27 protein-coding genes are annotated in these 27,000 nt (G+C 71.1%); 7 read left to right on the top strand and 20 right to left on the bottom strand.

The genetic code is table 11. The annotated features are described in order from the left end of the window. Positions 1-8 precede the first annotated feature (8 nt). Together rpsB and QRN23_RS05550 are read right to left on the bottom strand one after the other, a co-directional pair. On the bottom strand, positions 9-947 hold the full coding sequence (gene rpsB, locus QRN23_RS05545; protein WP_285062828.1) for a 30S ribosomal protein S2: 939 nt from the start codon (positions 945-947) through the stop codon (positions 9-11). A 356-nt stretch (positions 948-1,303) separates the two neighbouring features. Next, positions 1,304-2,752, bottom strand: coding sequence for a sugar porter family MFS transporter (locus QRN23_RS05550; RefSeq protein ID WP_056046168.1), 1,449 nt, complete (start codon positions 2,750-2,752; stop codon positions 1,304-1,306). A gap of 133 nt (positions 2,753-2,885) precedes the next feature. On the opposite strand from QRN23_RS05550, the gene QRN23_RS05555 reads away from it, so the two are divergent. Next, positions 2,886-3,446: a murein hydrolase activator EnvC family protein gene (locus QRN23_RS05555; protein WP_285062829.1), complete on the top strand. Its 561-nt coding sequence runs from the start codon at positions 2,886-2,888 to the stop codon at positions 3,444-3,446. A 93-nt stretch (positions 3,447-3,539) separates the two neighbouring features. Here QRN23_RS05555 and QRN23_RS05560 read toward each other — a convergent pair whose 3' ends face one another. The 9 genes from QRN23_RS05560 to QRN23_RS05600 all read right to left on the bottom strand — a co-directional run bounded on the left by QRN23_RS05560 (position 3,540) and on the right by QRN23_RS05600 (position 10,735). After that, positions 3,540-4,454 (bottom strand): tyrosine recombinase XerC, encoded by a 915-nt coding sequence (locus QRN23_RS05560; protein ID WP_123570345.1) that lies wholly within the window; start codon positions 4,452-4,454, stop codon positions 3,540-3,542. A gap of 50 nt (positions 4,455-4,504) precedes the next feature. Further along, positions 4,505-5,767, bottom strand: a complete 1,263-nt coding sequence (gene dprA / locus QRN23_RS05565; protein ID WP_199736206.1) for a DNA-processing protein DprA — start codon at positions 5,765-5,767, stop codon at positions 4,505-4,507. Beyond that, positions 5,764-7,293: a YifB family Mg chelatase-like AAA ATPase gene (locus QRN23_RS05570; protein ID WP_200412779.1), complete on the bottom strand. Its 1,530-nt coding sequence runs from the start codon at positions 7,291-7,293 to the stop codon at positions 5,764-5,766. Before QRN23_RS05570 ends, dprA begins: the two co-directional genes overlap by 4 nt. After that, positions 7,290-7,655, bottom strand: coding sequence for a YraN family protein (locus tag QRN23_RS05575; RefSeq protein ID WP_056046177.1), 366 nt, complete (start codon positions 7,653-7,655; stop codon positions 7,290-7,292). The genes QRN23_RS05570 and QRN23_RS05575 overlap by 4 nt, the downstream gene beginning before the upstream one ends. Before the next feature lie 153 nt (positions 7,656-7,808). Then, entirely contained in the window at positions 7,809-8,132 is a 324-nt protein-coding gene (locus QRN23_RS05580) for a DUF2469 domain-containing protein (protein ID WP_056046179.1), read from the bottom strand. 73 nt (positions 8,133-8,205) lie between these two features. After that, a complete protein-coding gene (rnhB, locus tag QRN23_RS05585) occupies positions 8,206-8,844 on the bottom strand; it encodes a ribonuclease HII (protein ID WP_159826290.1) in 639 nt (212 codons plus the stop codon). Continuing rightward, on the bottom strand, positions 8,841-9,590 hold the full coding sequence (gene lepB / locus QRN23_RS05590) for a signal peptidase I (protein ID WP_277958973.1): 750 nt from the start codon (positions 9,588-9,590) through the stop codon (positions 8,841-8,843). Before lepB ends, rnhB begins: the two co-directional genes overlap by 4 nt. 67 nt (positions 9,591-9,657) lie before the next feature. Beyond that, a complete protein-coding gene (gene rplS / locus QRN23_RS05595) occupies positions 9,658-10,005 on the bottom strand; it encodes a 50S ribosomal protein L19 (RefSeq protein ID WP_043596315.1) in 348 nt (115 codons plus the stop codon). 160 nt (positions 10,006-10,165) lie between these two features. Then, complete coding sequence (locus QRN23_RS05600) at positions 10,166-10,735, bottom strand: hypothetical protein (RefSeq protein WP_056046186.1); 570 nt, start codon at positions 10,733-10,735, stop codon at positions 10,166-10,168. A 38-nt stretch (positions 10,736-10,773) separates the two neighbouring features. On the opposite strand from QRN23_RS05600, the gene map reads away from it, so the two are divergent. Further along, on the top strand, positions 10,774-11,544 hold the full coding sequence (gene map / locus QRN23_RS05605; protein WP_123570350.1) for a type I methionyl aminopeptidase: 771 nt from the start codon (positions 10,774-10,776) through the stop codon (positions 11,542-11,544). A 76-nt stretch (positions 11,545-11,620) separates the two neighbouring features. On the opposite strand, the gene trmD is transcribed toward map, so the two are convergent. The 4 genes from trmD to rpsP are packed head-to-tail and all read right to left on the bottom strand — an operon-like array spanning position 11,621 to position 13,625. Further along, a complete protein-coding gene (trmD, locus tag QRN23_RS05610; RefSeq protein ID WP_054145618.1) occupies positions 11,621-12,313 on the bottom strand; it encodes a tRNA (guanosine(37)-N1)-methyltransferase TrmD in 693 nt (230 codons plus the stop codon). 3 nt (positions 12,314-12,316) lie between these two features. Continuing rightward, entirely contained in the window at positions 12,317-12,964 is a 648-nt protein-coding gene (gene rimM, locus QRN23_RS05615; RefSeq protein WP_233568352.1) for a ribosome maturation factor RimM, read from the bottom strand. Positions 12,965-12,968: 4 nt separating this feature from the next. After that, entirely contained in the window at positions 12,969-13,205 is a 237-nt protein-coding gene (locus QRN23_RS05620) for an RNA-binding protein (RefSeq protein ID WP_043596309.1), read from the bottom strand. A 3-nt stretch (positions 13,206-13,208) separates the two neighbouring features. Next, positions 13,209-13,625, bottom strand: a complete 417-nt coding sequence (gene rpsP, locus QRN23_RS05625) for a 30S ribosomal protein S16 (protein ID WP_123570351.1) — start codon at positions 13,623-13,625, stop codon at positions 13,209-13,211. Between the two features lie 303 nt (positions 13,626-13,928). Here rpsP and QRN23_RS05630 point away from each other — a divergent pair, with 303 nt between their 5' ends. Next, positions 13,929-15,074: a glutamate--cysteine ligase gene (locus QRN23_RS05630; protein ID WP_192123266.1), complete on the top strand. Its 1,146-nt coding sequence runs from the start codon at positions 13,929-13,931 to the stop codon at positions 15,072-15,074. A 91-nt stretch (positions 15,075-15,165) separates the two neighbouring features. Here QRN23_RS05630 and ffh read toward each other — a convergent pair whose 3' ends face one another. Next, the gene (gene ffh, locus QRN23_RS05635) at positions 15,166-16,737 is read right to left on the bottom strand and encodes a signal recognition particle protein (protein WP_123570353.1); all 1,572 of its coding nucleotides are present in this window, start codon (positions 16,735-16,737) and stop codon (positions 15,166-15,168) included. A gap of 104 nt (positions 16,738-16,841) precedes the next feature. Here ffh and lipB point away from each other — a divergent pair, with 104 nt between their 5' ends. Both lipB and lipA read left to right on the top strand, forming a co-directional pair. Further along, positions 16,842-17,525: a lipoyl(octanoyl) transferase LipB gene (lipB, locus tag QRN23_RS05640; RefSeq protein WP_123570354.1), complete on the top strand. Its 684-nt coding sequence runs from the start codon at positions 16,842-16,844 to the stop codon at positions 17,523-17,525. After that, complete coding sequence (gene lipA / locus QRN23_RS05645; protein WP_285062838.1) at positions 17,522-18,508, top strand: lipoyl synthase; 987 nt, start codon at positions 17,522-17,524, stop codon at positions 18,506-18,508. The genes lipB and lipA overlap by 4 nt, the downstream gene beginning before the upstream one ends. A 20-nt stretch (positions 18,509-18,528) precedes the next feature. Here the strand turns inward: lipA and ftsY are convergent, their stop codons facing one another. Next, positions 18,529-19,410, bottom strand: coding sequence for a signal recognition particle-docking protein FtsY (gene ftsY, locus QRN23_RS05650; RefSeq protein ID WP_369794381.1), 882 nt, complete (start codon positions 19,408-19,410; stop codon positions 18,529-18,531). A gap of 197 nt (positions 19,411-19,607) precedes the next feature. On the opposite strand from ftsY, the gene QRN23_RS05655 reads away from it, so the two are divergent. Both QRN23_RS05655 and QRN23_RS05660 read left to right on the top strand, forming a co-directional pair. Then, positions 19,608-20,624: a TerC family protein gene (locus QRN23_RS05655; RefSeq protein WP_123570356.1), complete on the top strand. Its 1,017-nt coding sequence runs from the start codon at positions 19,608-19,610 to the stop codon at positions 20,622-20,624. An 87-nt stretch (positions 20,625-20,711) separates the two neighbouring features. Beyond that, positions 20,712-21,293: a histidine phosphatase family protein gene (locus QRN23_RS05660; protein WP_056046205.1), complete on the top strand. Its 582-nt coding sequence runs from the start codon at positions 20,712-20,714 to the stop codon at positions 21,291-21,293. 84 nt (positions 21,294-21,377) lie between these two features. On the opposite strand, the gene QRN23_RS05665 is transcribed toward QRN23_RS05660, so the two are convergent. The 3 genes from QRN23_RS05665 to rnc form a co-directional block, all read right to left on the bottom strand. Then, positions 21,378-25,118, bottom strand: coding sequence for an AAA family ATPase (locus tag QRN23_RS05665; protein WP_285062840.1), 3,741 nt, complete (start codon positions 25,116-25,118; stop codon positions 21,378-21,380). A 103-nt stretch (positions 25,119-25,221) separates the two neighbouring features. Next, the gene (locus QRN23_RS05670; protein WP_123570358.1) at positions 25,222-26,235 is read right to left on the bottom strand and encodes an Fpg/Nei family DNA glycosylase; all 1,014 of its coding nucleotides are present in this window, start codon (positions 26,233-26,235) and stop codon (positions 25,222-25,224) included. Positions 26,236-26,237: 2 nt separating this feature from the next. Continuing rightward, positions 26,238-26,990, bottom strand: a complete 753-nt coding sequence (gene rnc / locus QRN23_RS05675) for a ribonuclease III (RefSeq protein WP_056046210.1) — start codon at positions 26,988-26,990, stop codon at positions 26,238-26,240. Positions 26,991-27,000 lie beyond the last annotated feature (10 nt).

Here is a 27,000-nt window from a genome sequence, read left to right on the forward strand (position 1 = left end):
GGAGAGGACTACTTCGAGTCGGCGTCGGCCGGCTCGGCCGCGGTGGCCTCGGCGACGGGCTCGACGACCGGCTCGCCCAGGGGCTTCGCGGCGACCTGTGCGTCGGCGTCGTTCTCCTCGACGGGGGCCTCGGCGACGGGGGCCTCGGCAGCAGGTGCCTCGGCGGCGGCGTCGGCGGCCTTGGCCTCGCCCTGCGCGAGCAGCTCGGCCTCCCATTCGGCCATGGGCTCGACGGGCTGGTCGGCGTCCTCGGGCTTCTGGTGACGCTGCACCAGACCCTCGGCGGCAGCGTCGGCGACGATGCGCGTCAGCAGGCCGACGGAACGGATGGCGTCGTCGTTGCCCGGGATCGGGAAGTTGATCTCGTCGGGGTCGCAGTTCGTGTCGAGGATGCCGATGACCGGGATGCCCAGCTTCTTGGCCTCGTCGATCGCGAGGTGCTCTTTCTTGGTGTCGACGACCCAGAGGGCGGACGGCGTCTTGGTGAGGTTGCGGATTCCACCGAGCGTCTTGTGGAGCTTGTCGAGCTCACGCTTCTTGATCAGCAGTTCTTTCTTGGTGAAGCCCTGCGTGGTGTCGTCGAAGTCGATGTCCTCGAGCTCTTTCATGCGGGCGAGGCGCTTGGAGACCGTCTGGAAGTTGGTCAGGAGGCCACCGAGCCAACGCTGGTTGACGAAGGGCTGGCCGACGCGGTTCGCCTGCTCGGCGATGGAGCCCTGGGCCTGCTTCTTCGTGCCGACGAAGAGGATGGTGCCACCGTGTGCGACGGTCTCCTTGACGAAGTCGTACGCCTTGTCGATGTAGCCGAGCGACTGCTGCAGGTCGATGATGTGGATGCCCGAGCGCTCGGCGAGGATGAAGCGCTTCACCTTCGGGTTCCAGCGACGGGTCTGGTGTCCGAAGTGGACGCCGCTGTCGAGCAGCTGGCGGATGGTGACGACGGCCATGGTCGTTCTCCTTGTTCCTGGGCACACCCGCGGGTGTGCCTGCTTGTCGGTTGTCGGGCGACCGGTCGGTCGCCACTGCCTGGTGCCCGGGCACACGTCCGCCGAGCCCACCCTGAGGCGGTTCGGACCGAATGGACGTGGAGGCCGGGAGCGGCGCGAGGCGACCAGGTCGCCTCGACGTCGGTGCGTCCGAGGACGCACAGGGCACGCGAAGTCAGCCTGCTGAGCAGGCTGCATCGCTCATGTTAGCACCACCACGAGCCCGGTGAGGTGGAGGTCGACCCCGGGCGGGGACCCCGACGTACACGAACGTCCCGCCCAGGATCTGGACGGGACGTTCGTGGATCGTGTCGGGCTCAGGCCTTCGCCGACCGCCCCGCATCGGCCTGGACGGCCGAGGTGCCCATCTCCTCGAGCGAGCGCCCCTTCGTCTCGGGGATCTTCGCCAGCACGAAGAAGAACGACACGAGCGCGAAGAACGCGAAGATGCCGTACGACAGCGTGAGGCTGAGGGCGGCGAGGGTGGGGAAGGACACCGTCACGATGAAGTTGGCGATCCAGTTGGCCATGCTGCCCACGCCGAGTGCCGTGGCACGGATGCTGTTGGGGAACATCTCGCCGAGCAGCACCCACATGAGCGGGCCCCACGTGGCACCGAACGACACGACGAAGAGGTTGGCCGCGACGAGGGCCACGGGGCCCCAGGCGCCGGGCAGCGACGGGTCGCCGCTCGCCGAGGTGGTCGCCTGGCTGAAGGCCAGGGCGGTGACGGCGAGGCTGACGAACATGCCGATGGAGCCGGTGAGCAACATGGGCCGACGGCCGACCTTGTCGACGAGCCCGATCGCGATGAACGTGACCGCGACGTTGACGACCGCGGTGATGGTCGAGATGAGGAACGAGTCCTCTTCCTGGAAGCCGACGGCCTGCCAGAGGGTGGTCGAGTAGTAGAAGATCACGTTGATGCCGACGAACTGCTGCAGCACGGCGAGGATGATCCCGACCCAGACGATGGGCTGGAGGCCGAAGCGGGTGCCGCGGATCGACGATTTCTTCTCGAGCTCTGCCTCGGTGCGGATCGAGTCCGTGATCTCCTTGAGGCTCGTCTCGACGGTCTCGGCCGGGACGATCGTCTGGAGGACCTTCTTGGCCTCGGCCTCGCGTCCGTCACCGGCGAGGTACCGCGGCGACTCGGGCAGACGCCAGGCCAGGATGCCGTAGACGACCGACGGGACGATTCCCACCAGGAACATCCAGCGCCACGCGGCGAGGCCGAAGAGCGACGGCTCGGATGCGCCACCCGCCGTGACCGCGAAGAGCTGGTCCGACAGCAGGGCGGCGAAGATGCCGAGGGTGATGGCGAGTTGCTGGAACGACGCCAGGCGACCGCGGATCGCCTTGGGCGACACCTCGCTGATGTAGGCGGGCGCGATGACCGACGCGATGCCGATGCCGAGGCCGCCGATGACGCGCCAGAGGACGAGGTCCCAGACGGCGAAGGCCGCGGCCGCACCGATCGAGCTGATCAGGAACAGACCGGCACCGATCAGCATCACCTTGATGCGACCCATCTTGTCGGCGAGGCGGCCGGCGACGTAGGCACCGATGGCACAACCGATCAGGGCCGAGGCGACCGCGAAGCCCGAGGCGAACTCGGTGAGACCGAACTCGTCGGTGATCGACTGGACCGCGCCGTTGATGACGGACGAGTCGAAACCGAACAGGAACCCGCCGATGGCCGCCGCCACGGCCAGCGCGGTCACCCGCCTGTTCAAGCTCTTCGTCGTTGCAGTGGTGTTCGACACCTGTACTCCTTCACGGCTCGAGGAGCAGGGCTCGTGGCCACGACTCCCCCACAAACGATGTGCACGGGGTGTTCGTGCACGGGTGAACCTTACGCCTCGCCGAGAAAGCTTGCGCAACCGGCAAGGTGCCGGTATGCGCTCTCACCTGCGGCCGACGACGCGGCTTCTCGTCACCCTCACGACGGCGGCCCTCGTCACGGTCCTCGCCGGGTCGCTCTCGGTCACGCCCGCGGTCGCGAACCCCCGGACAGCGAACCCCCGGGCAGCGAGCGCAGGAGGCGCGGTGTGGGCCTGGCCGGTCACCTCGCCCCATCCGGTGGTCCGGCCCTTCGTCGGGCCGCCGAACCCGTGGTCGCCGGGGCACCGCGGCCTCGACGTCGGGACGGTCGAGGGCTCGGTCGTGACGGCCCCGGACGACGGCGTCGTGCACTTCGCCGGGGTCGTGGTGGACCGGCCGGTGCTGTCGATCGCCCACCCGGGTGGGGTGTTGAGCAGCTTCGAACCGGTGGTGGCCGGTGTCTCGAAGGGCGACGCCGTCACGCGGGGGCAGACCGTCGGTGTGCTCGAGCGAGGGCATTGCCCCGACCGACCGTGCCTGCACCTGGGGGCGCGGATCGACGGCGAGTACGTCTCGCCCCTCCTGTTCCTGGGCGGGATCGAGCCGTCGGTGCTGCTGCCGACACGGCCCCGCTGAGCACCGGCCGGCACCGGCCGGGCCGACGACCGCAGGACGGTCGGGTGCTCGGAGGGTCCTCGGGCGTCGTGGGCGTCGTCGGGTGGAGCGCCGTCAGGCGCGCGGGTGTGCCGATCGGTAGCTGTCGCGCAGGCGATCGGTCGAGACGTGCGTGTATATCTGCGTGGTGCCGAGGCTCGCATGACCGAGCAGCTCCTGGACGGCCCTGAGGTCGGCCCCTCCGTCGAGCAGATGGGTGGCGGCCGTGTGCCTCAACGCGTGCGGCCCCGCCGGCCCGCCGCCCGGGAGGTCGGCGAGCAGCCCGGCGACCAGTCGGTAGACGGCCCTCGTGCCGAGCCGCCCCCCGGTCGACGCCACGAAGAAGGCGGCGTCCGTGACCGGGGTGACGAGCGTCGGGCGGGCGAGGTCGACGTACCGCCCCAGGGCCTCGGCCGCCGGCACCCCGAACGGCACGACGCGCTGCTTCGCCCCCTTGCCGGTCACCCGCACGGTCAGCCGTTCGAGGTCCACGTCGCCGAGGTCCGCCCCGACGAGCTCCGACACGCGCAGGCCCGCGCCGTAGAGCAGTTCGACGACCGCGAGGTCCCGGCGTGCCCCGGGGTCGCCCGTGTCCGCCCGGACGGCGAGGGACGCCAACAGGCCGTCGACCTGCTCGCGCGTGAGGACGCGCGGCAGGCGACTCTCGGGCTTCGGCGCACGCAGTCGGGCACCGACGTCGACCGGTGTGCGGTCGGTCTCGTCGAGCCACCGGGTGAAGGCCCGGACGCTCGCCGACCGCCGGGCGAGGGTGGCCCGGGCGAGCCCGGCCTGCGTGCCCTGCCAGAGCCAGTCGCGAAGCAGGTCGAGGTCGAGGTCGCCCACCTCACCCGGGCGACCGAGCCGGTTCTCGGCGAAGGCGACGAGGGAGTCGAGGTCGGCCGCGTACGACCGCACCGTGTGGTCGCTGAGCCCCCGGCCGTCGTGCAGGTGGTCGGCGAACCGTTCGACCTCGCCCAGGAGGCGCGTCACGGCAGCGCCCGCCCCTCGCGTCTCGACCCCGGCTCGTGCATGCCGACAGGCTAACCATCGCGGCGCCCCCTCACCCGTCGCCACCCCGAGCCGGAGCGCCGGGCCGCACCCGACAGGTCGAGCTCGGCGAGCACGTCGCGGACCGTCTCGAGCGACAGCCCGCTCGCGACGGCCAGTTCGTCGGTCTCGCGGGTCGCCGTCGTGCTGAGGGCGTCCAGCACCCGCATCGTCTCGGGGTCGAGCCGTCGGCCCTCGTACGAGGCGACGACGAGGTCGGTCGACACCCCCGCGAGTGCGAGGACCTCGTCGGCACCCGTCACGCACTCGGCCAGACCGGACCGGATCAGGGCGTGGCAGCCGACCGACGACGGCGAGGTGACCGGACCGGGCACGGCCCCGACCGGACGACCGAGCGACTGCGCGTGGGCGGCCGTGTTCAGCGACCCCGAGCGGCCGCCGGCCTCGACCACGACGGTCGCGGCCGTCAACGCCGCGATCAGCCTGTTGCGTTGCAGGAACCGCCACCGCGACGGCTTGCCACCGCACGGAGCCTCGGAGATCACCAGACCCGTCTCGATGACGCGTCGCAGCAGGGCGTCGTGACCGGCCGGGTAGAGGTGGTCGACTCCCCCGGCCATGACGGCCACCGTCGTCGCCGAGGCGGCCAGGGCCGCCCGGTGGGCGGCACCGTCGATGCCGTAGGCGGCACCCGAGACGACCGCGAGACCCCGGTCGGCCACGCCGCCGGCGAGCTCGGCCGACACCTGCTCGCCGTAGGCCGTCGCCGCCCGCGAGCCGACGATCGCGATGCTCGACGTCGGCGCCGGAACGGACGCCGGACCTCGTGCCCAGAGGGCCACGGGAGCGTGATGGCCGAGGTCGTCGAGGGCCTCGGGCCACAGCGGGGTGCCCGGCACGAGCAGCCTCGATCCCACCACGGTCGCCGTACGGAACGACCGGAGGATCACGCTGGTCTCGAGACGGGGCCGCCATCTCGTGAGCGCCCGTCCGAGGTCGAGCCGCTCCACGTCGTCGCGGGTGGCCCCTGCCTCGACCAGGGCCCCAGCGAGCAGACCCGCGCGGGGGTCGTCGTGACCGACCGCCGCTTCGAGCACGAGGCGGAGCCCCACGGTCGGTCCGAGCAGTGACCGGACGACGCCACCCACCGCGTCACCCGGTTCGACCACACCTGTCCAGGCGCCCAGGGCGAACGCCTCGAGGGTCTGTGCCTCGCTGAACTCGTGGGCGCCGGGCAGGAGGGGCCGGACGAGGTCGGCCAGCTCGGCGGGGGTCGCCCGGAGCAGGTCGCTCACAGCGACTGCCGCATGCTCAGGGCCCGGACCACGTGACGGCGGACGGGGGCGGGTTCGTCGTCGAGGTCGGCGAGGGTCCAGGCGACCCGCAGCACGCGGTCGTAACCCCTCATCGTCAGGGCACCGGTCTCGAGCGCCCGGTCGACGGGCTGTGAGTCCGCCGCGGCCAGGCGGTTCGCCGGATCACGCAGCCAGGTTCCTGGGACCTCGCCGGACGACCGCCAGGGTGTTCCCTCGAGCCGGCGGGCGGCACGGCCGCGCGCCCGGTCGACGCGTTCGCGGGCCTGGCGTGTCGTCGTCGGGACGACGTCGGCCGAGGCTCGGAACTGAGACGAGCTGATGCGGGCCACCCGCAACTGCAGGTCGATGCGGTCGACGAGAGGCCCGGAGAGCTTGCCCAGGTAGCGACGCCGCTGGTGCGGGGAACAACTGCAGTCGGAGTCGCGAGAGCCGTATTGCCCGCACGGACAGGGGTTCGCCGCCGCGACCAGTTGGAACCTCGCGGGGAAACGCGCCACCGCCCGTGACCTGTGGACGACGGTCTCGCCCGACTCGAGGGGCTGGCGAAGACAGTCGAGGACCGTCTGTCGGAACTCGGGCGCCTCATCGAGGAACAGCACGCCCCGGGTCGCCCTCGACGCGGCACCGGGCCTGATGACCCCGCTGCCCCCGCCGACCAGGGCCGCCGCGCTGCAGGTGTGGTGGGGCGCCTCGAACGGCGGCCTCCGGTCGAGATCGCCCGTGACGGCGACCCCGGCCAACGAACGGATCGAAGCGACCTCGAGGGCCGAATCGGCGTCGAGGTCGGGCAACAGACCGGGCAGACGGGCCGCCAGCATGCTCTTGCCTGCGCCGGGCGGCCCCACCATGAGGAGGTGGTGGCCGCCGGCCGCGGCGACGACGAGCGCCTCGACGGCGTCGACGTTGCCGATGACGTCCGCGAGGTCGAGTTCGGCCGGCACTGCCGGTTCGGTGCGCGATCGCGTGATGGCCACGACCGGCTCGGGTTCGAGCCCTGCACCGTGCCAGATCGCCGCCTCGCGCAGGCTCGGCACGGCCACCACGCGGATGCCGGGGACGAGGGCGGCCTCGTCCGCGTTGTCGGTCGGCACCATGACGGTGGCGGCCCCTGCCCGGCGCGCACCCAACACGGCGGGCAGGACTCCGTCGACGGGCCTGAGCCGGCCGTCGAGCCCGAGCTCGCCCAGGTGGACGACGCCCTCGACGGACTCGGCGGGGACGAGTTCGGCTGCGGCCAGGGCCGCGATGGCGATGCCGAGGTCGAAGGACGACCCCTGCTTGGGCAGCGACGCCGGTGACAGGTTGACGGTCAGCTTGCGCGCCGGCAAGGCGCACCCGGAGTTGGTCGCTGCGGACCGGACGCGGTCACGGGCCTCACCCAGCGACGTGTCGGGCAGTCCGATGATCACGAACGCCGGCAGCCCGGCACCCATGTCCGCCTCGATCTCGACCAGGGCTCCGTCGACGCCCAGCAGGGCGACCGCCCGCGTCCGCGCCACGCTCATGCTCCGGCCCCGCGGACGTGGTCGATCCGCTCGTGCCCCGCGCACCGCTCCACCGTGATGCCCACGACGTCGATGCGCACCCCCCGGGGCGTCGAGGTGGGATGCGCCTGGCACCAGGCCCCCGCCAGCCGTCGCAGACGGGCCAGCTTGGTCGGCGTCACGGCCTCGAGCGCGTGACCGTAGCCGGTGCCAGACCGCGTCTTGACCTCGACGACGACCACCTCGTCGCCGTCCAGGGCGACCACGTCGATCTCGCCCTCGCGGCACCGCCAGTTGCGCTCGACGACCCGCATGCCCTGCGCCTCGACGTACTCGGCCGCGACGTCTTCGCCGCGCCGACCCAATTCGTCCTTCTTCGCCATGTCTGACCTCCTGCCAGCAGGCTGGCGGAGGCGCGCCCCTCGGAGGGCCGGCGGAGCATCGGCTGGGGACGCCACCGACCCGGCCGCGGCTGGGGACGAGCCGAGTCGAGACGCGACGAGTCCCGCGCCAGGAGGTCGCGTGGCGACGGACGACTACTCGTCGAGTGCGAGTTCTTTCGGGAGCTCGAGGTCGCGGCTCGTGAGCTCTTCGACGTTCACGTCCTTGAAGGTGAGCACCCGGACCGACTTGACGAAGCGGTCGGAGCGGTAGACGTCCCAGACCCAGACGTCGGTCATCGACAGTTCGAAGTAGAAGTCGTGCTCGGTGTCACGCCGGACCAGGTCGACCTCGTTGGCCAGGTAGAAACGCCGCTCGGTCTCGACCACGTAGCGGAACTGCGACACCACGTCGCGGTACTCGCGGTAGAGCGCGAGCTCGACCTCGCGGTCGTAGTCTTCGAAATCGTCCTCGTCCATCGGAGTCGAGCTTACGCGGCCCTCGGGGCAGCGGTCGCCGTCGTCCCTCTGCTGCCGGCGTAGGCGCTCGAGGTCAGTGCAGCCAGGTGAGGCGGTGCAGCGGCGACGGACCCAATTCGGACAGGGCCCCGTAGTGCGCCGACGAGCCGTAGCCCTTGTTGCCGGCCCAGGCGTAGCCCGGGTGGACGCCGTCGGCCTCGATCATCAGCCGGTCGCGTTCGACCTTGGCGATGACCGACGCCGCCGCCACCGACGCGCAGTCGCGGTCGGCCTTGACCCTGGTCGTGATGCGCGGAGGGGTGGCGAGCTGGGGTGACAGGTAGTCGTGGTTGCCGTCGAGCACCACCACGGACTGCATGATGCCCACACCGGCGTGGTGCAGCGCCGTGAGGGCACGCTTGCCGGCGAGCCCGAGGGCGACGACGATGCCCAGCCGGTCGACCTCGTGCGCTTCGGCGAAGCCCACCGCGTGATGGGACACCCACGACGTCGCCAGCGGGTAGAGGGCCTCGCGTCGCTTCTCGGACAGGAGCTTCGAGTCGCGCAGACCCGCGGGGACGTCGAGGCAATCGATGTGGACCGCCCCGAGCCCGACCGCGACCGGCCCGGCGATGGCGCCCCGACCGACCTCGTCGCAGCCGATCACCCAGGTCGCGCCGGCGGCGTGCAGCTCTCGTTCGTAGTCGAGGGTGGGGTCGACGACGGGGCTCATCCGCCCTCTCGTTCGGTGCCGCGGAAGACGTCGGGGTAGTCGCCGAGCCACGTCCAGCGCTCGGTGGGCCAGCTGATGACGAAGGCGCGTCCGACGACGTCGCTCATCGGGACGAACCCCTTGCTCGGGGTGGCGCCGTTGTAGCGGCTGTCCTTCGAGTTGTAGCGGTTGTCGCCCATCACCCAGAGGGAGTCGGCGGGCACCGTGACCGAGAAGTCGTCGGCCGAGACCCGGGTCTCGCCCGTGGGCAGGTTCACGTAGGGCTCGTCGAGGGGGACGCCGTTGACCGACATCTGGCCGAAGTCGTTGCAGCACTCGACGGTGTCGCCCGGCAGGCCGATGACCCGCTTGATCAGGTGGTCGTTGCTGTCTTGTGCGCCGAGCCCGACCAGCGTGAGGAACCACGAGAAGCCGTCGGACACCGGGTTGCCGGTGGTCGTGCTGATGGGAGCCGTGCCGTCGAGCCAACCGCCCGGGTCGGTGAACACGACCACGTCGCCCCGCTTGACGTCGACGAGGTCGGGTACGAGCTCGTTGACGATGATGCGGTCGTTGATCTGGAGCGTCTGCTCCATCGACCCGGAGGGGATGTAGAACGACCGGATCAGGAACGTCTTGATCAGGAACGAGATCAGGAGGGCCGCCAGGAAGATGACGAGCACGTCGCGCACGAAGGTGCCGATGCCGCGCTTTCCGCCGTCGTCGCGTCGAGGACGCAGGGCGCGCCTCACTGTGTCATTCGTCATTTAACCACCCGAGCTCCCCGCCATCTTAGATGGCGAGGAGCTCGCGTGATGTCGCTGAGGGGCGTGACTAGTTGTCGCGCTTCTCCTTGATCTTGGCCTTCTTGCCACGCAGTTCGCGCAGGTAGTAGAGCTTGGCGCGACGGACGGCACCGCGGCTGACGACCTCGATGTGGTCGATGACCGGGGAGTGCACCGGGAAGGTGCGCTCGACGCCGACCTGGAAGCTCACCTTGCGGACCGTGAAGGTCTCGCGGATGCCCTCGTTCTGCTTGCCGATGACGACACCCTGGAAGACCTGGACGCGCGAGCGCGTGCCTTCGATGATGTTGACGTGCACCTTGACGGTGTCGCCGGCGCGGAAGTCGGGGACGTCCGAGCGGAGGTTGGCGGAGTCAACCGCGTCGAGGATGTGCATTGTCGTTCGCTCTCTGCAACCGCCACAGGTCGACTGCGTGTCTGGGGCGCGTCACGCGCCCGTCATGATGAAGAAGGTGTGCTCTGGATCGGCAGACTCCCCTGTGGCAGAGTCGTGCGCAGGCACAAGCGCCTATTGTGCCACAGCGCGGGCACCCGTGTCAGCCTCGCGGCGTGATGGTGATGACGGGGCCGTCGTCGCCGTAGCCGGGCCGACGCCCCGCGGCGGCCCCGGTGCCCGACGCGACCCGCTCGAGATCGGCGAGCGACGTGGCCATGCGGGCCCGCGCCTCCTTCACGAACTGCCAGAGGGCGCAGGCGAACAGGCCCACGCCCGCCGCGATCGTCACGACGGCGCAGAGCGCGAACAGGGCGGTCGAGAGGTCGAGGGACGAGACCCCGCCGGCGACCTGCGTGAAGGCCGACGCGGACGCGGACTCGGCGGAGCTGTCGACGATGAAGAACCCCAGGCCGAGCTGGCCGAGCCAGGACAGGGCGAGCAGACCCGCGTCGGCCCACGACACGGCCTTCGCCCGCCGGACGCTGCGGCGGCCCACCACCACGCCGGTGGCCACCGCCTGCCCGACGAAGAGCAGGGGAACGAGCAGCAACTGGCCGACGAACTGCAGGCCCAGCGGGACGCCGAAGAACGCCCGACCCAGCAGCACCCAGAGCGGCAACACGAAGACGGCCACCCAGAGGAGGCGGTAGAAGATCCTGCGCGTCGTCATGCGGTCGAGGCTACGAGGGCTTCGTGAAGAATGGCTGCATGATCGAACTGCGCACTCCCGACGAGATCGAACGCATGCGACCCGCCGGAGCCTTCGTCGCCCGCGTGCTCGAGGCGACCCGTGCGGCCGCGCGACCCGGCGTCGACCTGCTCGACCTCGACGCGCTCGCGCACCGCATGATCCGCGAGGCGGGGGCCGAGAGCTGCTACGTCGACTACCACCCGTCGTTCGGGGCGAGCCCGTTCGGCAAGGTGATCTGCACGTCGGTCAACGACGCGGCCCTTCACGGCCTGCCGCATCGCTACCGACTGCGCGACGGAGACCTGCTCAGCCTCGACTTCGCCGCCTCGGTGGACGGTTGGGTCGCCGACTCGGCCGTGTCGTTCGTCGTCGGCGAGCAGGCGTCGCCCGAGGACCTCCGCCTGATCGAGACGTGCGAGGTGGCCCTCGACGCCGGCATCGCGGCCTTGAGGCCGGGCGCCAAGCTCGGCGACGTCTCGGCCGCGATCGGACAGGTCGCTCGCGGGGCGGGTTACGGCGTCAACCTGCAGTTCGGCGGCCACGGGGTCGGACGCACCATGCACGGCGACCCCCACGTGCCGAACGACGGACGTGCGGGGCGCGGGTGGCCCGTTCGACCGGGCCTCGTCGTCGCGATCGAGCCGTGGCTGATGCGCGGCACGGACGCGATCGTGACCGACGCCGACGGCTGGACGCTCCGCAGCGTCGACGGCTCGCGGGCCGCGCACGTCGAGCACACCGTCGCCGTCACCGAGGACGGGCCTCTCGTGCTCACCGCGCGCGGATGACCCGGACGGGCCGTCCACGGCGGGCCCTCCTCGGCGGGTCGAGCCGGGACGCCCGGAGCGCGCTGGCTCGGCCCGATCAGTCGAGCAGGTCGGGCCGTACCCGGCGGGTTCGTTCGAGCTGCTGCTCGCGACGCCAGGTCGCGATCGCCGCGTGGTTGCCGCTCAGCAGCACCGGAGGCACGTCGAGACCCCGCCAGGACGCCGGCTTGGTGTAGCTGGGGTACTCGAGCAGGCCGTCTTCGTGGCTCTCTTCGGTGAGGCTCTCGGGGTTGCCTACGACGCCCGGGACGAGACGACCGATGGCCTCGATCATCGCCGTGACGGCGACCTCGCCACCGTTCAGCACGTAGTCGCCCAGGCTGATCTCGCGCACCGTCGCCCGGGTGGCGGCGTGCTCGACGACGCGCTGGTCGATGCCCTCGTACCGGCCGCAGGTGAAGACCAGGTGCGGAGCGAACGCGAGCTCGCGAGCCGTGGCCTGGGTGAAGGGCGTGCCGGCCGGCGACGGGACGATCATGATCGTGTCGTCGGGCGTGGACGTCTCGCCGAAGACGTGGTCGAGCGCCTCGCCCCAGGGCTCGGGCCGCATGACCATGCCGGCCCCGCCACCGTAGGGGGTGTCGTCGACGGTGCGGTGCCGGTCGTGCGTGAAGTCACGCAGGTCGTGCACCTCGACGTCGAGCAGCTTCTGCTGCCGCGCCTTGCCGAGCAGCGAGATGTCGAGCACCCCGAAGAACTCGGGGAAGATCGACACGATGTCGATGCGCACGGGTCAGCGCTCGTCGTCGGGAGCGGACTCGCCGTCGGAGGCCGGCTCGTCGACACCGTCGGCGACCGACCGGTCGACGTCGTCGGAGGCCGGCTCGTCGTCGGTGTCGTCGGCCAGCTCTTCGAAGAGCCCCTGCGGCGGGGTCACGACGACCACGCCGCCCTCGACGTCGACCTTCGGCACGAGGGCCGAGACGAACGGGACGAGGACTTCGCCCGACGCGGTGTCGACCGCGAGCAGGTCTTGGGCCGGCAGGTGGTCGACCCGGGCCACGGTGCCCACGACGACGCCGTCACGCTCGACGCGGAGGCCGACCAACTGGTGGTCGTACCAGGCGTCGGCCTCGTGGGGCAGTTCGTCGGCGTCCTGGTCGACCCAGAGGATCGCCTTGACGAGCGACTCGGCCGCCGTGCGGTCGTCGACCCCGTCGAAGAAGCCCACCGGGTGGCTGTTGTACCAGCGCAGCTCGGTGAGGGTGAGGGTCTTGTCGTGCCAGGCGCTGTCGGCGGGCACCTGGAGGCGGAACACGGCACCCGGCACGAAGCGTTGCTCGGGGGTGTCGGTGAAGAGTTCGAGCTTGAGGGCGCCCTTGAGGCCGTGGGCCTTGGTCAGGCGCCCCACCCGGAGTTCGGTCTTGCGGTCGGACGGCACGGTTCTAGAGATCGCCGTCGACGACGTCGACCCGGACCCGCTTGCCGTCGGCCAGCGCGGTGATCAGGGTCCGGAGGGCCTTGGCGGTGCGACCGGCACGGCCGATGACGCGACCGAGGTCGTCCGCGTGGACGTGCACCTCGAGGACGTCGCCTCGTGGGGAGTTCTTCTCCACGACCTGCACCTCGTCCGGGTGATCGACGATCCCCCGGACGAGGTGTTCGAGTGCAGGTGCGAGCACCGACTACGCCTCGGTGGTCTCGGCGTCGTCGCTGGACTCGGCGGGAGCCTCGGCCTTGGCCGCGGGCTTCTCGGTCTTGGGCACGAGGACCGGCTTCTTCTTCTCGTCGGCGACGAAGGCCTCTTTCGGAGCCTTGGTCTTGACGGTGCTGACGGCGTCGGCGTCGCCCTTGAACTTGCCCCAGTCGCCCGTGAGCTTCAGCAGAGCGGCGACTTGCTCGGTCGGCTGAGCGCCGACGCCGAGCCAGTACTGCGCACGCTCGGACTCGACCTCGATGAACGAGGGCTCCTCGGTGGGGTGGTACTTGCCGATCTCTTCGATGACGCGACCGTCACGCTTGGTGCGCGAGTCGGCGACGACGATGCGGTAGTAGGGGGCGCGGATCTTGCCCATGCGCTTGAGACGGATCTTGACAGCCACAATTCTCCTGTGTGATGTGATGTGGGCGAGTTGCCAGCCGTGAGCGTGGGGGCACACTCGGCTCGAAAGCTCTGATGGGAGTCGAACGTCGTCTGATTAGAGGGTCGGACGACAGAAGACTCGACCTCCCATTGTTGCAGACGAAAGGCCATCTGCACGAATTGCGTCGCATCGTGTCCGACACCGCGCCTCCTCGGCGTCACCGGACGTCACGGGCGGCGCAGGCCGGCCCGCCGGACGGCCCCGACCGGCACCCGACTGGCAGGATGGAACCGCCCTGACGCCCACGGGAAGGCCACGCGGATGCGCATCGATTTCACGACCTCAGAGCGGTCGACCCTCGGCGTCGAGTGGGAACTCGCCCTCGTCGACCACGAGTCGGGAGAACTGGCGCCGCACGCCCCGGCGATCCTCGCCGACCTGGCCCACGTCAACGACGGCGGTCCGGAACGGTTGACCACCGAACTGCTCACCAACACGGTCGAGGTCGTCACGGGCGTGCACCGCCGGGTCGCCGACGCCGTCGACGACCTCCGGGGCACGATCGACCTGGTCCGGGGCCCGGCCTCCATGCTCGGCGCCGACCTCATGTGCGCCGGGACGCATCCCTACAGCCGCTACGCCGACCAGGAGGTGACGCCCGACAAGGAGCGTTACGCCACCCTGATCGACCGGACGCGGTGGTGGGGCCGCCAGATGATGATCTGGGGCGTCCACGTCCACGTCGGCATCGACGACCAGGACAAGGTGCTGCCCATCCTCAACGGCATGCTCACCTACCTGCCGCACTTCCAGGCGCTGACGGCGTCGAGCCCGTTCTGGGTCGGCGAGGAGACCGGGTACGCCTCGAACCGCGCCCTGATGTTCCAGCAGCTCCCGACGGCGGGCTTGCCGCCCCAGTTCGCGACCTGGTCCGAGTACGAGGCCATGGTCGCCGACATGACCCACACCGGCGTGATCGACGACCACAGCGAGTTGCGCTGGGACCTCCGCCCCTCACCGAAGTGGGGCACCCTCGAGACGCGCGTCTTCGACGGCATCGCGACGACCGACGAGCTCGCCGCCGTGACGGCACTGGTGCAGTGCCTCGTCGACGACATGTCCGAGCGACTCGACCGCGGCGAGACCCTGACGAGCATGCAGCCGTGGTTCGTCCGCGAGAACAAGTGGCGCGCCGCCCGCTACGGCATGGACGCCATCGTGATCCAGAACGCGGCCGGCGACGAACGACTGGTGACGGACGACCTGCGCGAACTCGTGACGTCGCTCGAGCCGGCGGCCGAACGCCTCGGCTGCCTCGACGAACTGCACTCGCTCGCGACGATCACCGACCGCGGGGCCAGCTACCAGCGCCAGCTCACCGTCGCCGCCGCGCACGGGGGCGACCTGCGCCCCGTCGTGGCGTCGCTGGTCCGCGAGTTCGACGAAGGGCTGTCCGCAGCCGAGTGACCAGCCGCCTGCGGTGCGGCGGGAACACGACGACGCCCGCCCCGCAGCAGGCGGGGCGGGCGTCGAGGACCGTCAGGAGGCGCGGGTCGGCTCAGCCGCGTCCGAGCATCTTCTGCAGCGACGCGAGTTCTTCGGGCGAAGGCGCCGCGCCACCCGCGGCGGCCCCGCCGCCGCCGAGCCCGAAGCCCGAGCCGCCGGGAGCCGAGGACGCCGGCCTGGCACCCGTGGTGAGGGCAGCGTTCTGTGCGGCACGCTTGGCCGGGTTGCCGGCCTTGGAACCCTTCTTCTTGGGCTGCGCCTTCTTGCCGGCGTACGAGGCCCCGGGGATCGGCCCCATGCCGGGCACCTGGGGCACGCCGCCCTTGGCGACGGTCTTCATCATCTTCGACGCCTGCTCGAAGCGCTGGACGAGCTGGTTGACGTCGGTGACCGTCATGCCCGAACCGCGGGCGATGCGGAGGCGACGCGAGCCGTTGAGCAGCTTGGGCATCGCTCGCTCTTGCTTGGTCATCGACTGGATGATCGCCTCGGTGCGGACGATCTCGCGTTCGTCGAAGTTCTCGAGTTGCTCGCGCATGCCCTTGGCACCCGGCAGCATGCCGAGCATGCCCTTGATCGAACCCATCTTGCGCAGCTGCTGCATCTGCGTGAGGAAGTCGTCGAGCGTGAAGGAGTCGGTCGCGATCTTCTGCGCGACCGCCATCGCCTCTTCTTCGTCGAAGGCCTGCTGGGCCTGCTCGATCAGCGAGAGGATGTCGCCGAGGTCGAGGATGCGGCTCGCCATGCGGTCGGGGTGGAACGGCTCGAAGTCGTCGAGCGACTCACCCGTCGAGGCGAACATGATGGGGCGGCCGGTGACCGAGGCCACGCTGAGTGCGGCACCACCGCGGGCGTCTCCGTCGAGCTTCGAGAGCACGACGCCGGTGAAGTCCACACCGTCCTGGAAGGCCTTGGCGGTCGCGACGGCGTCCTGACCGATCATCGCGTCGATGACGAAGAGCACCTCGTCGGGATCGACCGCCTTGCGGATGTTCGCGGCCTGCTTCATGAGCTCGGCGTCGACGCCGAGACGGCCGGCCGTGTCGACGATGACGGTGTCGTACTGCTTGTCGCGGGCGTACTTGATGGCCTGCTTCGCGACCTTGACGGGGTCGCCGACGCCGTTGCCCGGCTCGGGCGCGAAGACGTGGGCACCGGCCTGCTCACCGACGACCTGCAGCTGCGTCACCGCGTTGGGGCGCTGGAGGTCGGCCGCCACGAGCATGGGCGTGTGGCCGTCCTTCGCGAGCCACTTGGCCAGCTTGCCCGCGAGGGTCGTCTTGCCGGCACCCTGGAGGCCCGCGAGCATGATCACGGTCGGCGGGTTCTTCGCGAACTCGAGCCGGCGCTGCTGACCACCGAGGATCTGCACCAGTTCTTCGTTGACGATCTGGACGACCTGCTGCGCCGGGTTCAGCGCCTTGCTGACCTCGTCGCCGAGGGCGCGGTCGCGGACCGTGTTCGTGAAGGCCTTGACGACGTCGAACGCGACGTCGGCGTCGAGCAGGGCACGACGGATCTCACGCACGGTGCCGTCGACGTCGGCGGGGCTCAGCTTGCCCTTGTTGCGGAGGTTCTTGAACGTTTCCGCGAGGCGGTCGGAGAGGGTTCCAAAAGTGGCCATGGTGCGCCCATCTTAACCGACCGTCGGCCTCCTGTGCTGCGTGGCCGCGCCTCCTCGGCCCGTCGTTGTTGTACCGAGTGCATCAATGGGCCTAGCCTCGGGGTGTGACCACGACGCGACGCACGGGCCTCACGGGCCCGCCACTCGACTACGACGAGGGCCTGCGCCTGCAGCGCGAGCTGCACGCCGACGTCGTGGCCGGCCGACTGGACTCGGCCCTCGTCCTCTGCCAGCACCCGTCGGTGTACACGGCGGGCACGCGGACGCAGCCCGCCGACCTGCCGCGCGACGGCTCCCCCGTGACCCGGGTGGACCGCGGCGGACGCATCACGTGGCACGGCCCCGGCCAGCTCGTGGCGTACCCGATCGTCCGCCTGCCCGAACCGCTGGACGTCGTCGCCCACGTCCGGGCGCTCGAGGCGTGCCTGATCGCCGTGTGCTCGGGCGTCGGGGTGTCGGCCGTCCGCGTCGAGGGGCGCAGCGGCGCCTGGGTGCGCGGACCGCTCGGCGACGAGAAGGTCGCGGCGGTCGGCGTGCGGGTCGCCGAGGGAGTGACGATGCACGGCGTCGCCCTCAACTGCGACGCCGACCTGTCGCCGTACGCCGGGATCGTGCCCTGCGGCATCAGCGACGCCGGCGTGACCAGCCTGACCCGCGCCTCCGGGAGGCGCGTGGCCGTGACCGACGTCGCGGACGCCCTCGAGACCTCCCTGACCGCCTACCTGACCAGCCTCGAGACCGTCGGCCGCGTGCCGGCCCGACCCGACCCCGTGGGAGCCCACCGATGACGACGACCGCCCCCGAGGGACGACGCCTGCTGCGCGTCGAGGCCCGCAACGCCGAGACCCCGATCGAGAAGAAGCCGACCTGGATCAGGACGACCGCGAGGCAGGGCCCCGAGTACCGCGCCCTGACCGAGCTCGTGGCCGACAAGAAACTGCACACGGTCTGCCAGGAGGCCGGCTGCCCGAACATCTTCGAGTGCTGGGAGGACCGGGAGGCCACGTTCCTGATCGGCGGCTCGCAGTGCACGCGGCGCTGCGACTTCTGTCAGATCGACACGGGCAGGCCGAGCCCGATCGACCGCCGCGAGCCCCTGTCGGTCGCCGAGTCGGTGCGCGAGATGGGGCTGCGCTACGCGACCGTGACAGGCGTCGCGCGCGACGACCTCGACGACGGAGGCGCGTGGCTCTACGCCGAGACCATCCGTCGCATCCACGAGCTGAACCCGGGCACGGGGGTCGAGATCCTCGTCCCCGACTTCAACGGTCGCCCCGACCTGCTCGCGCAGGTCTTCGACGCCCGTCCCGAGGTCTTCGCCCACAACGTCGAGACCGTGCCGCGCATCTTCAAGCGCATCCGCCCCGCGTTCACCTTCGAGCGGTCGCTCGACGTCATCCGGCAGGGGCACGACGCCGGCCTGGTCACCAAGTCGAACCTCATCCTCGGCATGGGTGAGGAACGCGACGAGGTGATCGACGCCCTCGAGCGCCTGAGGGAGGCGCACACCGACGTCATCACGCTGACCCAGTACCTGCGTCCCAGCCCGCGACACCTGCCGGTGGCGCGATGGGTGCACCCGGACGAGTTCGTCGACTTCCGGGAGATCGCGGAGGACATGGGGTTCAGCGGCGTGCTGGCCGGGCCGCTCGTGCGCTCGTCGTACCGGGCGGGCCGACTCTGGGCGAGGGCGACCGAGACGCGGGGCGAGGTCGTGCCCGAGTCCCTGCGACACCTGCTCGAGGCCGGGGCCGGGCGCCAGGCCGTGTGACCCGTGCCCGCCGGGGCTCGCTACGCGATGAGGTTCTGGACGAACACGTGCGGCGTGAAGCCCGTGAGGTCGCCGATGCCCTCGCCCTGCCCGACCAGCTTGATCGGGATGCCCGTCTGTTCTTGCACCGCGAGGACGAAGCCGCCGCGGGCCGAACCGTCGAGCTTCGTCAGCACGAGGCCCGTGACCCCGGCGTGCTCGATGAAGGCCTGCGCCTGGGCGAGGCCGTTCTGACCCGTCGTCGCGTCGAGCACGAGCAGCACCTCGGCGATCTCGGTCTGCTTCTCGACGACGCGTTTGATCTTGCCGAGCTCGTCCATCAGGCCCGACTTCGTCTGCAGGCGCCCGGCGGTGTCGATCAGGACGATCTCGATGCCCTCGCGCATGGCGAGCTCGACCGTCTGGAACGCCACGGACGCGGGGTCCTGCCCCTGTTGCTGCGGGCGGACGATGCGCGCCCCCGCCCGATCGGCCCAGGTCGCGACCTGCTCGACGGCCGCGGCCCGGAACGTGTCGGCCGCGCCCACGACGACCGAGCGGTCGTAGTTGCGGAGGAACTTGGCGAACTTGCCGATGGTGGTCGTCTTGCCGACGCCGTTGACGCCGACCATGAGCACGACGGCGGGTCGCGCGCTGAGCTTGAGGGTCGAGTCGAGCTTGGAGAGGCGCTCCTCGAGGGTCTCGCGCAGCATGCGCTTGAGGTCGGCGGGGTCGGTGGTCGAGTAGCGCTGCACCTTCGCCTGGAGGTCGTCGATGATCTGCTCGGTCACGTCCGGGCCGAAGTCGGCGCCGATCAGGGCGGCCTCGAGGTCGTCCCACGTGGTCTCGTCGATCGTCTTCTTGGCGAACATGCCACGGAGGGCACCGGAGAGGGACCAGGGAGAAGCCATGCGGGCCAGCATATTCGGCCCCGGGCGAGACCGCGGACGTGCAGAGGCTGTAAGCTCGCCAGGTTGAAGGGGAGTACTCCCACGCGGTGGCGTCGTCAATACGGAAGAGACCGATCTCGACCCGGTGCACCGGTTCGCAGCCGTCCTGATCAGGACGCGTCGCGAGTGGAGGAGACCTTCGGTACCCGCTGCGTACTGGAGGTACACACATGGACGTCCACTTCTTGACCTGGGCGATCACCATCGCCGGCATCATCGGCCTGCTGTTCTTCGACTTCTTCAGTCACGTGCGCACGCCGCACGAGCCGACCATCCGCGAATCGGCCATCTGGTCGGGCGTCTACATCGGCATCGCCGTCCTGTTCGGCGTCGGGGTCGGCGTCTTCTCGAACTGGACCTTCGGTGGCGAGTACTTCGCCGGCTACATCACCGAGAAGGCCCTCTCGGTCGACAACCTGTTCGTCTTCCTCATCATCATGACGAGCTTCGCGGTGCCCCGCATCTACCAGCAGAAGGTGCTGCTCGTCGGCATCGCCATCGCCCTGCTGTCGCGTGGTCTGTTCATCGCGGCGGGCGTCGTCATCATCGAGAACTTCTCGTGGGTCTTCTACCTCTTCGGCATCCTGCTCTTCTGGCTCGCCTACAGCCAGGTCAAGGGCGGCCACGGCGACGACGAGAAGGACGAGGCGGACAGCAAGCTCATCCGTGCCCTGCGCCGCGTCATCCCCACCTCGCAGGACTACGACGGCCAGAAGCTGACCACCAAGGTCGACGGCAAGCGCCTCTTCACCCCGCTCTTCCTCGTGATGGTCGCGATCGGCCTGACCGACGTGCTCTTCGCGCTCGACTCGATCCCGGCCATCTTCGGCCTCACGCAAGAGGCCTACATCGTCTTCACGGCGAACGCGTTCTCGCTGCTCGGCCTGCGCCAGCTGTACTTCCTCATCTCGGGCCTGCTCGAGCGCCTCGTCTACCTCGCCCAGGGCCTCGCGGTCATCCTCGCCTTCATCGGCGTCAAGCTGCTGTTCCACGCCCTGCACGTCAACGAGGTGCCGTTCATCAACGGCGGCGAGCCGATCACCTGGATCCCCGAGATCCCGATCTGGTTCTCCCTCGGCTTCATCGTGCTGACGATCGCCGTCGCGACCGTCGCCAGCCTCGCGAAGACCCGACGGGACGCCCGCGCGAAGGCCGACGTCACGGCGAGCACCGACGACGACCACTGATCCCCCGACGGGCGGCCCCCACCGGGGCCGCCCGTCGCCACTCCCCCGCGGCACCCCCGCGGCCGCACCACGGAACGGAACACCCCGATGCGCCTCGAACTCATCCGCCACGGTCAGACCGACTGGAACCTCGCCGACAAGCTCCAGGGCTCCTCGGACATCCCCCTGAACGACACGGGCCGCGGCCAGGCCCTCGAGGCGGCTCGCCTGCTGGCCGGCGTCGAGTGGAGCGCCATCGTGTCGTCGCCACTCGGGCGTGCCCGCGAGACCGCGGAGATCATCGCCGCCGAACTGGGCATCGAGCTGGGTGACGCCTACGACGAACTGATCGAGCGCGACTACGCGTCGCACGAGGGCCGCACCCCCGAGTCGCCGATCCCCGACCAGCCGAACGCGGACTACCCCGACATCGAACCGCGCGAGTCGGTGGCGGCCCGCGGACTCGGCGCCCTCGAGATGATCCGCGACACGCGGCTGCCCCTCGACGGTGACGACGCCCACATCGTCGTCGTCTGCCACGGCACGATCATCCGGTTCACCCTCGCCGAGATCCTCGGTCGCGAGGTGCCGCACATCGAGAACGCCGCGGCGAACACCGTCGAGTGGGACGGCACCGCCTGGCACGTGCTGAGCATCAACGGCGGGGTCGTCGACACGCCGATCGACTGACACCCCGGTGCCCCACGAGGCGCGACGAGAACGCAGGAGGCGCGGCCACGCAGGTCGCGCCTCCTGCGTTTCGCGTCGGGGGGCTCAGGAGGCGTCGGCGACGCCGCGATCAGCCGTGGGGCCCGCGGCGGTGCCGCGCTCGGCGACGACGCGCTGGCCGACGACGGCACTGACCCCGTCCTGACGCATCGAGACGCCGTAGAGCGCGTCGGCGATCTCCATCGTGCGCTTCTGGTGCGTGATGACGATCAGTTGGCTCGACTCGCGGAGGTCCTCGAAGATCGTCAACAACCGGCCGAGGTTGGCGTCGTCCAGGGCCGCCTCGACCTCGTCCATGATGTAGAACGGGCTCGGCCGGGCCTTGAAGATCGCGATCAGCAACGCCACGGCGGCCAACGACCGCTCGCCCCCGGACAACAGCGACAGCCGCTCGATCTTCTTGCCGGCGGGCTTCACCGTCACCTCGATCCCGGTCGCCAGCAGGTCGTCGGGGTCGGTCAGGTGGAGCGAACCGCTGCCCCCCGGGAAGAGGATCGGGAAGACCCGGTCGAAGGCGGCCTGGGTGTCGGCGAACGCGCTCGCGAAGATGGTCTGCATCTTGTCGTCGATCTCGTCGATGATCGTCAGCAGGTCCGCGCGCGTGCCGGTCAGGTCGGCGAGCTGCTCGGTGAGGAAGAGGTGGCGCTGCTCGAGCGCCGCGAACTCCTCGAGGGCCAGGGGGTTCACCCGGCCGAGCCGGGCCAGCTTCTTCTCGGCCACGGCGAGCCGGCGCTGCTGCGTCGCCCGGTCGAAGGGCACGCCCCGAGGAGGCGCGGTGGCGGCCCTGGCGAGGGTCGCGTCGTCGAGGTCGGCGGCACCGTCGGCTCCCCGGGCGGCACGGCCAGCGCCGTCCCCCGTGGCGTCGTCCTCGCCCGCGGCGTCGTCCTCGCCCGCGGCGTCGACGTCGACCAGGTCGACCTCGTCGTCCACGGACGGGCGGGTCACGACCTCGCCGTCGCTCGGCACGAGGACGTGTGGGCCGTACTCGGCGACGAGGACGTCCTCGACGAGGCCGAGCTCGGAGCCGGCCCGTTCGAGCAGCCCGGACAGGTGAAGAGTCTTCTCGTAGATCTCCATCTCGAGGCCGTGCACGCTCTCGGTCACGGTGGCGAGCCGGTCGCGCAGCTCGCGCTCGGCTCCGCGGAGCGCCTGCAGCTCGGTGTTCTGCTCGGTCCGGGCCGCCTCGGCCTCCGCCAGGACCGCGCGCGCCTCGGCCACCGACCGGGCCGCGGCGTCCAGGGTCGGCGGCAGGGCCTCGAGCACCGACGACGTGGCGGCCATCTGGCGATGCCGCACCACCGTCTGACGGGCCTGGAGTTCGGCTGCCGCCCGTTGCTCGTCGAGTTGACGCTGCAGGGCCTCGGCCCGGGCGATCTCGGCCCGGACCCGTTCGCGGACGGTCTCGAGGGCGATGCGGCGCTCGGTCTCGACGGCGCGCGCCGTCTCGACCTCGGCCAGCAGGCCGTCGCGCGCCGACGCGTCGAGCATCGGACGCGGGCGGGCGGCGTGTTCGTCGTGGGCGGCCGCGGCGGCGTCGACGGCGCGGCTCGCGGCGTCGACGGCCTCGACCGACGCGTCGAGCGCGACCGAGAGCCGATCGACCTCGGCCTCGGCGGCCTCGACCCGGGCACGCAGACGACCGAGCTGCTGCCCGTGGGAGGTGACCCGCGCCTCCTCGTCCCGGGCGGCGGCCGCCGCCTCTTTCGCGCGGGTGCGCGTCGTGGCGAGCCGTTCCCGGAGCTCGGCGAGCCCGGGAGCGAGCCGCTCGATCTCGGTGGCCACGCCGGTGAGCCGCTCGGCGGCCGCATCGCGCTCGGCGACGAGCTCGAGACGCGACCGCTCGACGCCCGACCCGCCGCGCAGCACGTAGTCGGTCAGCACCTCGCCGGCCCGCGTGATGACGGTCACGGGGACCGGGTGGCCGGCGAGTGCCCGCCAGGCCGAGCGGGCGACCGCGAGGTCGTCGGCCACGACGGTGGCGGCCAGCAGTCCGAGCACCCCGGGAGGCGCGGTGACGACGGCCGTGGCGGCGACGGTCCCGGCCGGGAGGTCGACGTCGAGCGTCGACCGGAGCCGCTCCGGCTCGGCCACGACGACCTCGACCCGACCGAGCTCGGCCTCGGTGGCGTGCGCGACCGCGTCGACGGCGGCCTCGACGTCGTCGGCCAGCACCGAGTCGACCACGCTGCCGAGCGCCGCCGCGACGGCGGCCTCGTAGCCGGGACTCACCTGGACGTGCTCGGCCACCAGGCCGCGGATGCCCGGTCGGCCCGCGGCGACCAGGGCGGCCGTGGCGTCGTTCTGGTCGAGGGCCAGCGAGAGCGCGCTGCGGCGGGCCGCGAGGGCGTCGCGCTCACGCTCGGCCGCGTGCAGGCGGTCGCGCTGCTCGTCGACGCTCGCCGTGAGGGTCGACAGCTGTTCTTCGGCCTCGGCCTGGACGGCGGCGTGGTCGACGCCGTCGGCGTCGGCGTCGGCCCGCGGGGACCGCTGCTCGAGCTCGGCGTACTCGGCCCGCCCGGCGTCGCGACGCGCCTCGGCGGCCTCGAGTGCCGCGCGCTGCCGCAGCTGCTCGCCCCGGACGGCAGCGAGCCCCGACCGTGCCGCCTCGAGGGCACCGCGCAGGCGGGTGGCCGCGAGGTCGTGCTGCGAGACGAGGACGCTCTGGGCCTGGATCTCGACGTCGAGGGCGTCGAGGGACGCCCGGGCCGTGGCCAGGTCGGCCCCGGCCTGCCCCACCGCCGCCTCGGCCTGCGAGACGTCGCCGCGCAGGCGCTCGGCCTCGTCGCGGGCGTCGGCGACCATGCCCGAGCTGACGGTGGTCGCCACGGCGGGTCGGTCCCCCTGCTGGGCGAGCAGCTGGAGTCGCTGCTGCGCGAGGCTCGACAGGCTGCGCAGGCGCTCGTGGACCGACTCGAGTCCGAAGACCACCCGGCGGGCCTCGTCGACGGCGTCGCCGACCATGGCCTGCTCGAGGCGGTGCTCGCGCTGCTTGTTCTCGTCCAGGCGGCCCTGCAGGACGAGGCGCTCGCTCTTGCGCTCGGCCTCGCTGCTCGACCGGGCCGTGAGCGACTCGCGGAGGGCGACGACCTCGTCGGCCAGCAGACGGGCGCGGGCGTCGCGGACGACCGCCGCGATGGTCTGCGCCTCACGGGCGATCTCGGCCTGGCGCCCGAGCGGCTTGAGCTGACGACGGATCTCGCCCGCGAGGTCGCTGAGGCGCGTGAGGTTCGTCTGCATGGCCTCGAGCTTGCGGAGGGTCTTCTCCTTGCGACGACGGTGCTTGAGGATGCCGGCGGCCTCCTCGACGAAGCCCCGGCGGTCCTCGGGAGTGGCGCGCAACACGGCGTCGAGCTGCCCCTGCCCCACGATGACGTGCATCTCGCGGCCGAGGCCGGAGTCGCTGAGGAGCTCTTGCACGTCGAGCAGTCGACAGCCCTCGCCGTTGATGGCGTACTCGCTGCCCCCGTTGCGGAAGAGCGTCCGACTGATCGTCACCTCGGTGTAGTCGATGGGCAGCGCACCGTCGGAGTTGTCGATCGTCAACACGACCTGCGCCCGACCGAGCGGACCGCGGGTCGACGTGCCGGCGAAGATGACGTCCTCCATCTTGCCGCCGCGCAGGTTCTTCGCCCCCTGCTCGCCCATCACCCAGGCGAGGGCGTCGACGACGTTGCTCTTGCCCGAACCGTTCGGGCCGACGACGCAGGTGACCCCCGGCTCGAAGGCGAACGTGGTCGCGGAGGCGAACGACTTGAAGCCCTTGAGCGTGAGGCTCTTCAGGTACATGCGCCGCGCCTCCTCGGGACTCGTGACGGGTGGTGACCCGCGCTCAAGGATAGGGGCGGAGGCCCCGCGGACCGGGGAGGCGGACGCCCTCGGCCGTCGGGGTTCAGCGCGTGCGCACCCGCTGACAGCGGGGGCAGAAGTGGCTCGACCGGTTCATGAAGGCCTCGCGCACGATGAGCGTGCCGCACCGTGGGCACGGACGCCCCTGCTGCCCGTACGCCGCGAGGCTGTGGCTGAAGTAGCCCGACTGGCCGTTGACGTTGACGTACTGGGCGTCGAAGCTCGTGCCCCCCTCGCCGAGGGCCTTGAGCAACACGACCCGCACCTCGGCCAGCAGCACCCGCGCCCGAGCCCTCGACAACGACTCGGTGGGCTGTTCGGGGTGCACCCGCGCGGCCCAGAGGCTCTCGTCGGCGTAGATGTTGCCCACCCCGCTCAGCAGTCCCTGGTCGAGGAGCGCCCGCTTCACCGCCGTGCGGCGGTCCAGCAGACGGGTGATCACCCGCGCCTCGTCGAAGGCCGGGTCGAGCGGGTCGCGCGCGATGTGCGAGACCTGCTGCGGGACGCGGCGCACCCAGGCGGCCGGGTCGGCGTCGGTGCCGACGGTCGTGGTGGCGGTCGTGGTGCCGGGTGTGGCCTCCCCCGCGGCCAGGACGTCGGAACCGAGGAGGCGCGGGCCGGCGAACCCCGCCGCGCGCCCGTCCAGGGTGGGCACCGTCTCGTCGAGGGCCATCGAGCCGAAGATGCGCTGGTCGACGAAGGCGAGCCGCACGGGGCCGAGCGACGGGCTCTCGACGTCGAGCCGGATGCGCATCAGGCGGTCGGGCTCGGCATCCCGGCTGCGGAGCAAGACCTGCCCGCTCATGCCGAGATGCGCGACCAGGGCCAGGGGCTGCTCGTGCCGCTCGACCGGTTCGAAGGGGAACCAGAGGAACTTGCCCCGGCGGACGGCCGAATCGATCGTGCCGCCGACGAGACGGTCGACGAAGTCGTCGCTCGGACCACGGTGTCGCTTGAGCGACCGCTGGTCGAGCACCTCGACGGCCGTCACCACGGCGCCGGACACCACCGGGTGCAGACCGGCACGGACGACCTCGACCTCGGGCAGTTCGGGCACGGTCAGTCGACGGAGGCGGCGGCCCGACGGGCGGCGGCGACGCCGGCAGCCGACGCGTTGAGGGACGTCCACGCCCCGAGGGCGGCGGCCATCTCGGCCTGCTTCTTGCTGCTGCCGGACCCCTCGGCGACTCCCTGGTCGTCGCCCAGGGCGACGACGGCGTGGAACCGTTTGTCGTGGTCGGGCCCGCTGTCGGTCACCGAGTACGAGGGCATGCCCCGGCCGAGGGTCGCTGCCAGTTCTTGCAGGCTGGTCTTGGGGTCCATCGCGGCGCCGAAGCGATCCGGGTCGACCAGCAGAGGAGCCACGAGACGCAGCACGAGCGCCGTGGCGGCTTCACCGCCGGCCTCGAGGTAGGTCGCCCCGATGATGGCCTCGACCGTGTCGGCCAGGATCGAGTGCTTGTCGCGACCACCGGTCAGCTCTTCGCCGCGACCGAGGCGCAGGTGCGGGCCGAGGCCGATGATCCGCGCCACCTCGGCCAGGGCGACGGTGCTGACCAGGCTGGCCCGACGTTTGGCGAGGTCGCCCTCGTCGAGGTCGGGGTTCTCGGTGAAGAGCATGACCGTGACGGCCTGGCCCAGGATCGAGTCGCCGAGGAACTCGAGGCGCTCGTTGTTGCCCACGCCGCCGTGCTCGTACGAGTACGACCGGTGGGTCAGCGCCTGGTCGATCAGGTCGTCGCTGAGCTCGATCTGCAGTCGGGACAAGAGAACAGCCCGGTCGGCACCAGGGCTCGACTCGGGCTGACTCATGCGCTCACCG

This window comes from Frigoribacterium sp. ME-P-080 (assembly GCF_030209595.1).
Lineage (GTDB): Bacteria > Actinomycetota > Actinomycetes > Actinomycetales > Microbacteriaceae > Frigoribacterium.

Coding starts and splice junctions, on each gene's coding strand:
- rpsB (WP_285062828.1), bottom strand. CDS start 947: ATGGCCGTCGTCACCATCCGCCAGCTGCTCGACAGCGGCGTCCACTTC.
- QRN23_RS05555 (WP_285062829.1), top strand. CDS start 2,886: ATGCGCTCTCACCTGCGGCCGACGACGCGGCTTCTCGTCACCCTCACG.
- QRN23_RS05570 (WP_200412779.1), bottom strand. CDS start 7,293: ATGAGCGTGGCGCGGACGCGGGCGGTCGCCCTGCTGGGCGTCGACGGA.
- QRN23_RS05575 (WP_056046177.1), bottom strand. CDS start 7,655: ATGGCGAAGAAGGACGAATTGGGTCGGCGCGGCGAAGACGTCGCGGCC.
- QRN23_RS05580 (WP_056046179.1), bottom strand. CDS start 8,132: ATGGACGAGGACGATTTCGAAGACTACGACCGCGAGGTCGAGCTCGCG.
- rnhB (WP_159826290.1), bottom strand. CDS start 8,844: ATGAGCCCCGTCGTCGACCCCACCCTCGACTACGAACGAGAGCTGCAC.
- lepB (WP_277958973.1), bottom strand. CDS start 9,590: ATGACGAATGACACAGTGAGGCGCGCCCTGCGTCCTCGACGCGACGAC.
- rplS (WP_043596315.1), bottom strand. CDS start 10,005: ATGCACATCCTCGACGCGGTTGACTCCGCCAACCTCCGCTCGGACGTC.
- QRN23_RS05600 (WP_056046186.1), bottom strand. CDS start 10,735: ATGACGACGCGCAGGATCTTCTACCGCCTCCTCTGGGTGGCCGTCTTC.
- map (WP_123570350.1), top strand. CDS start 10,774: ATGATCGAACTGCGCACTCCCGACGAGATCGAACGCATGCGACCCGCC.
- QRN23_RS05630 (WP_192123266.1), top strand. CDS start 13,929: ATGCGCATCGATTTCACGACCTCAGAGCGGTCGACCCTCGGCGTCGAG.
- ffh (WP_123570353.1), bottom strand. CDS start 16,737: ATGGCCACTTTTGGAACCCTCTCCGACCGCCTCGCGGAAACGTTCAAG.
- lipA (WP_285062838.1), top strand. CDS start 17,522: ATGACGACGACCGCCCCCGAGGGACGACGCCTGCTGCGCGTCGAGGCC.
- ftsY (WP_369794381.1), bottom strand. CDS start 19,410: ATGCTGGCCCGCATGGCTTCTCCCTGGTCCCTCTCCGGTGCCCTCCGT.
- QRN23_RS05655 (WP_123570356.1), top strand. CDS start 19,608: ATGGACGTCCACTTCTTGACCTGGGCGATCACCATCGCCGGCATCATC.
- QRN23_RS05660 (WP_056046205.1), top strand. CDS start 20,712: ATGCGCCTCGAACTCATCCGCCACGGTCAGACCGACTGGAACCTCGCC.
- QRN23_RS05665 (WP_285062840.1), bottom strand. CDS start 25,118: ATGTACCTGAAGAGCCTCACGCTCAAGGGCTTCAAGTCGTTCGCCTCC.
- rnc (WP_056046210.1), bottom strand. CDS start 26,990: ATGAGTCAGCCCGAGTCGAGCCCTGGTGCCGACCGGGCTGTTCTCTTG.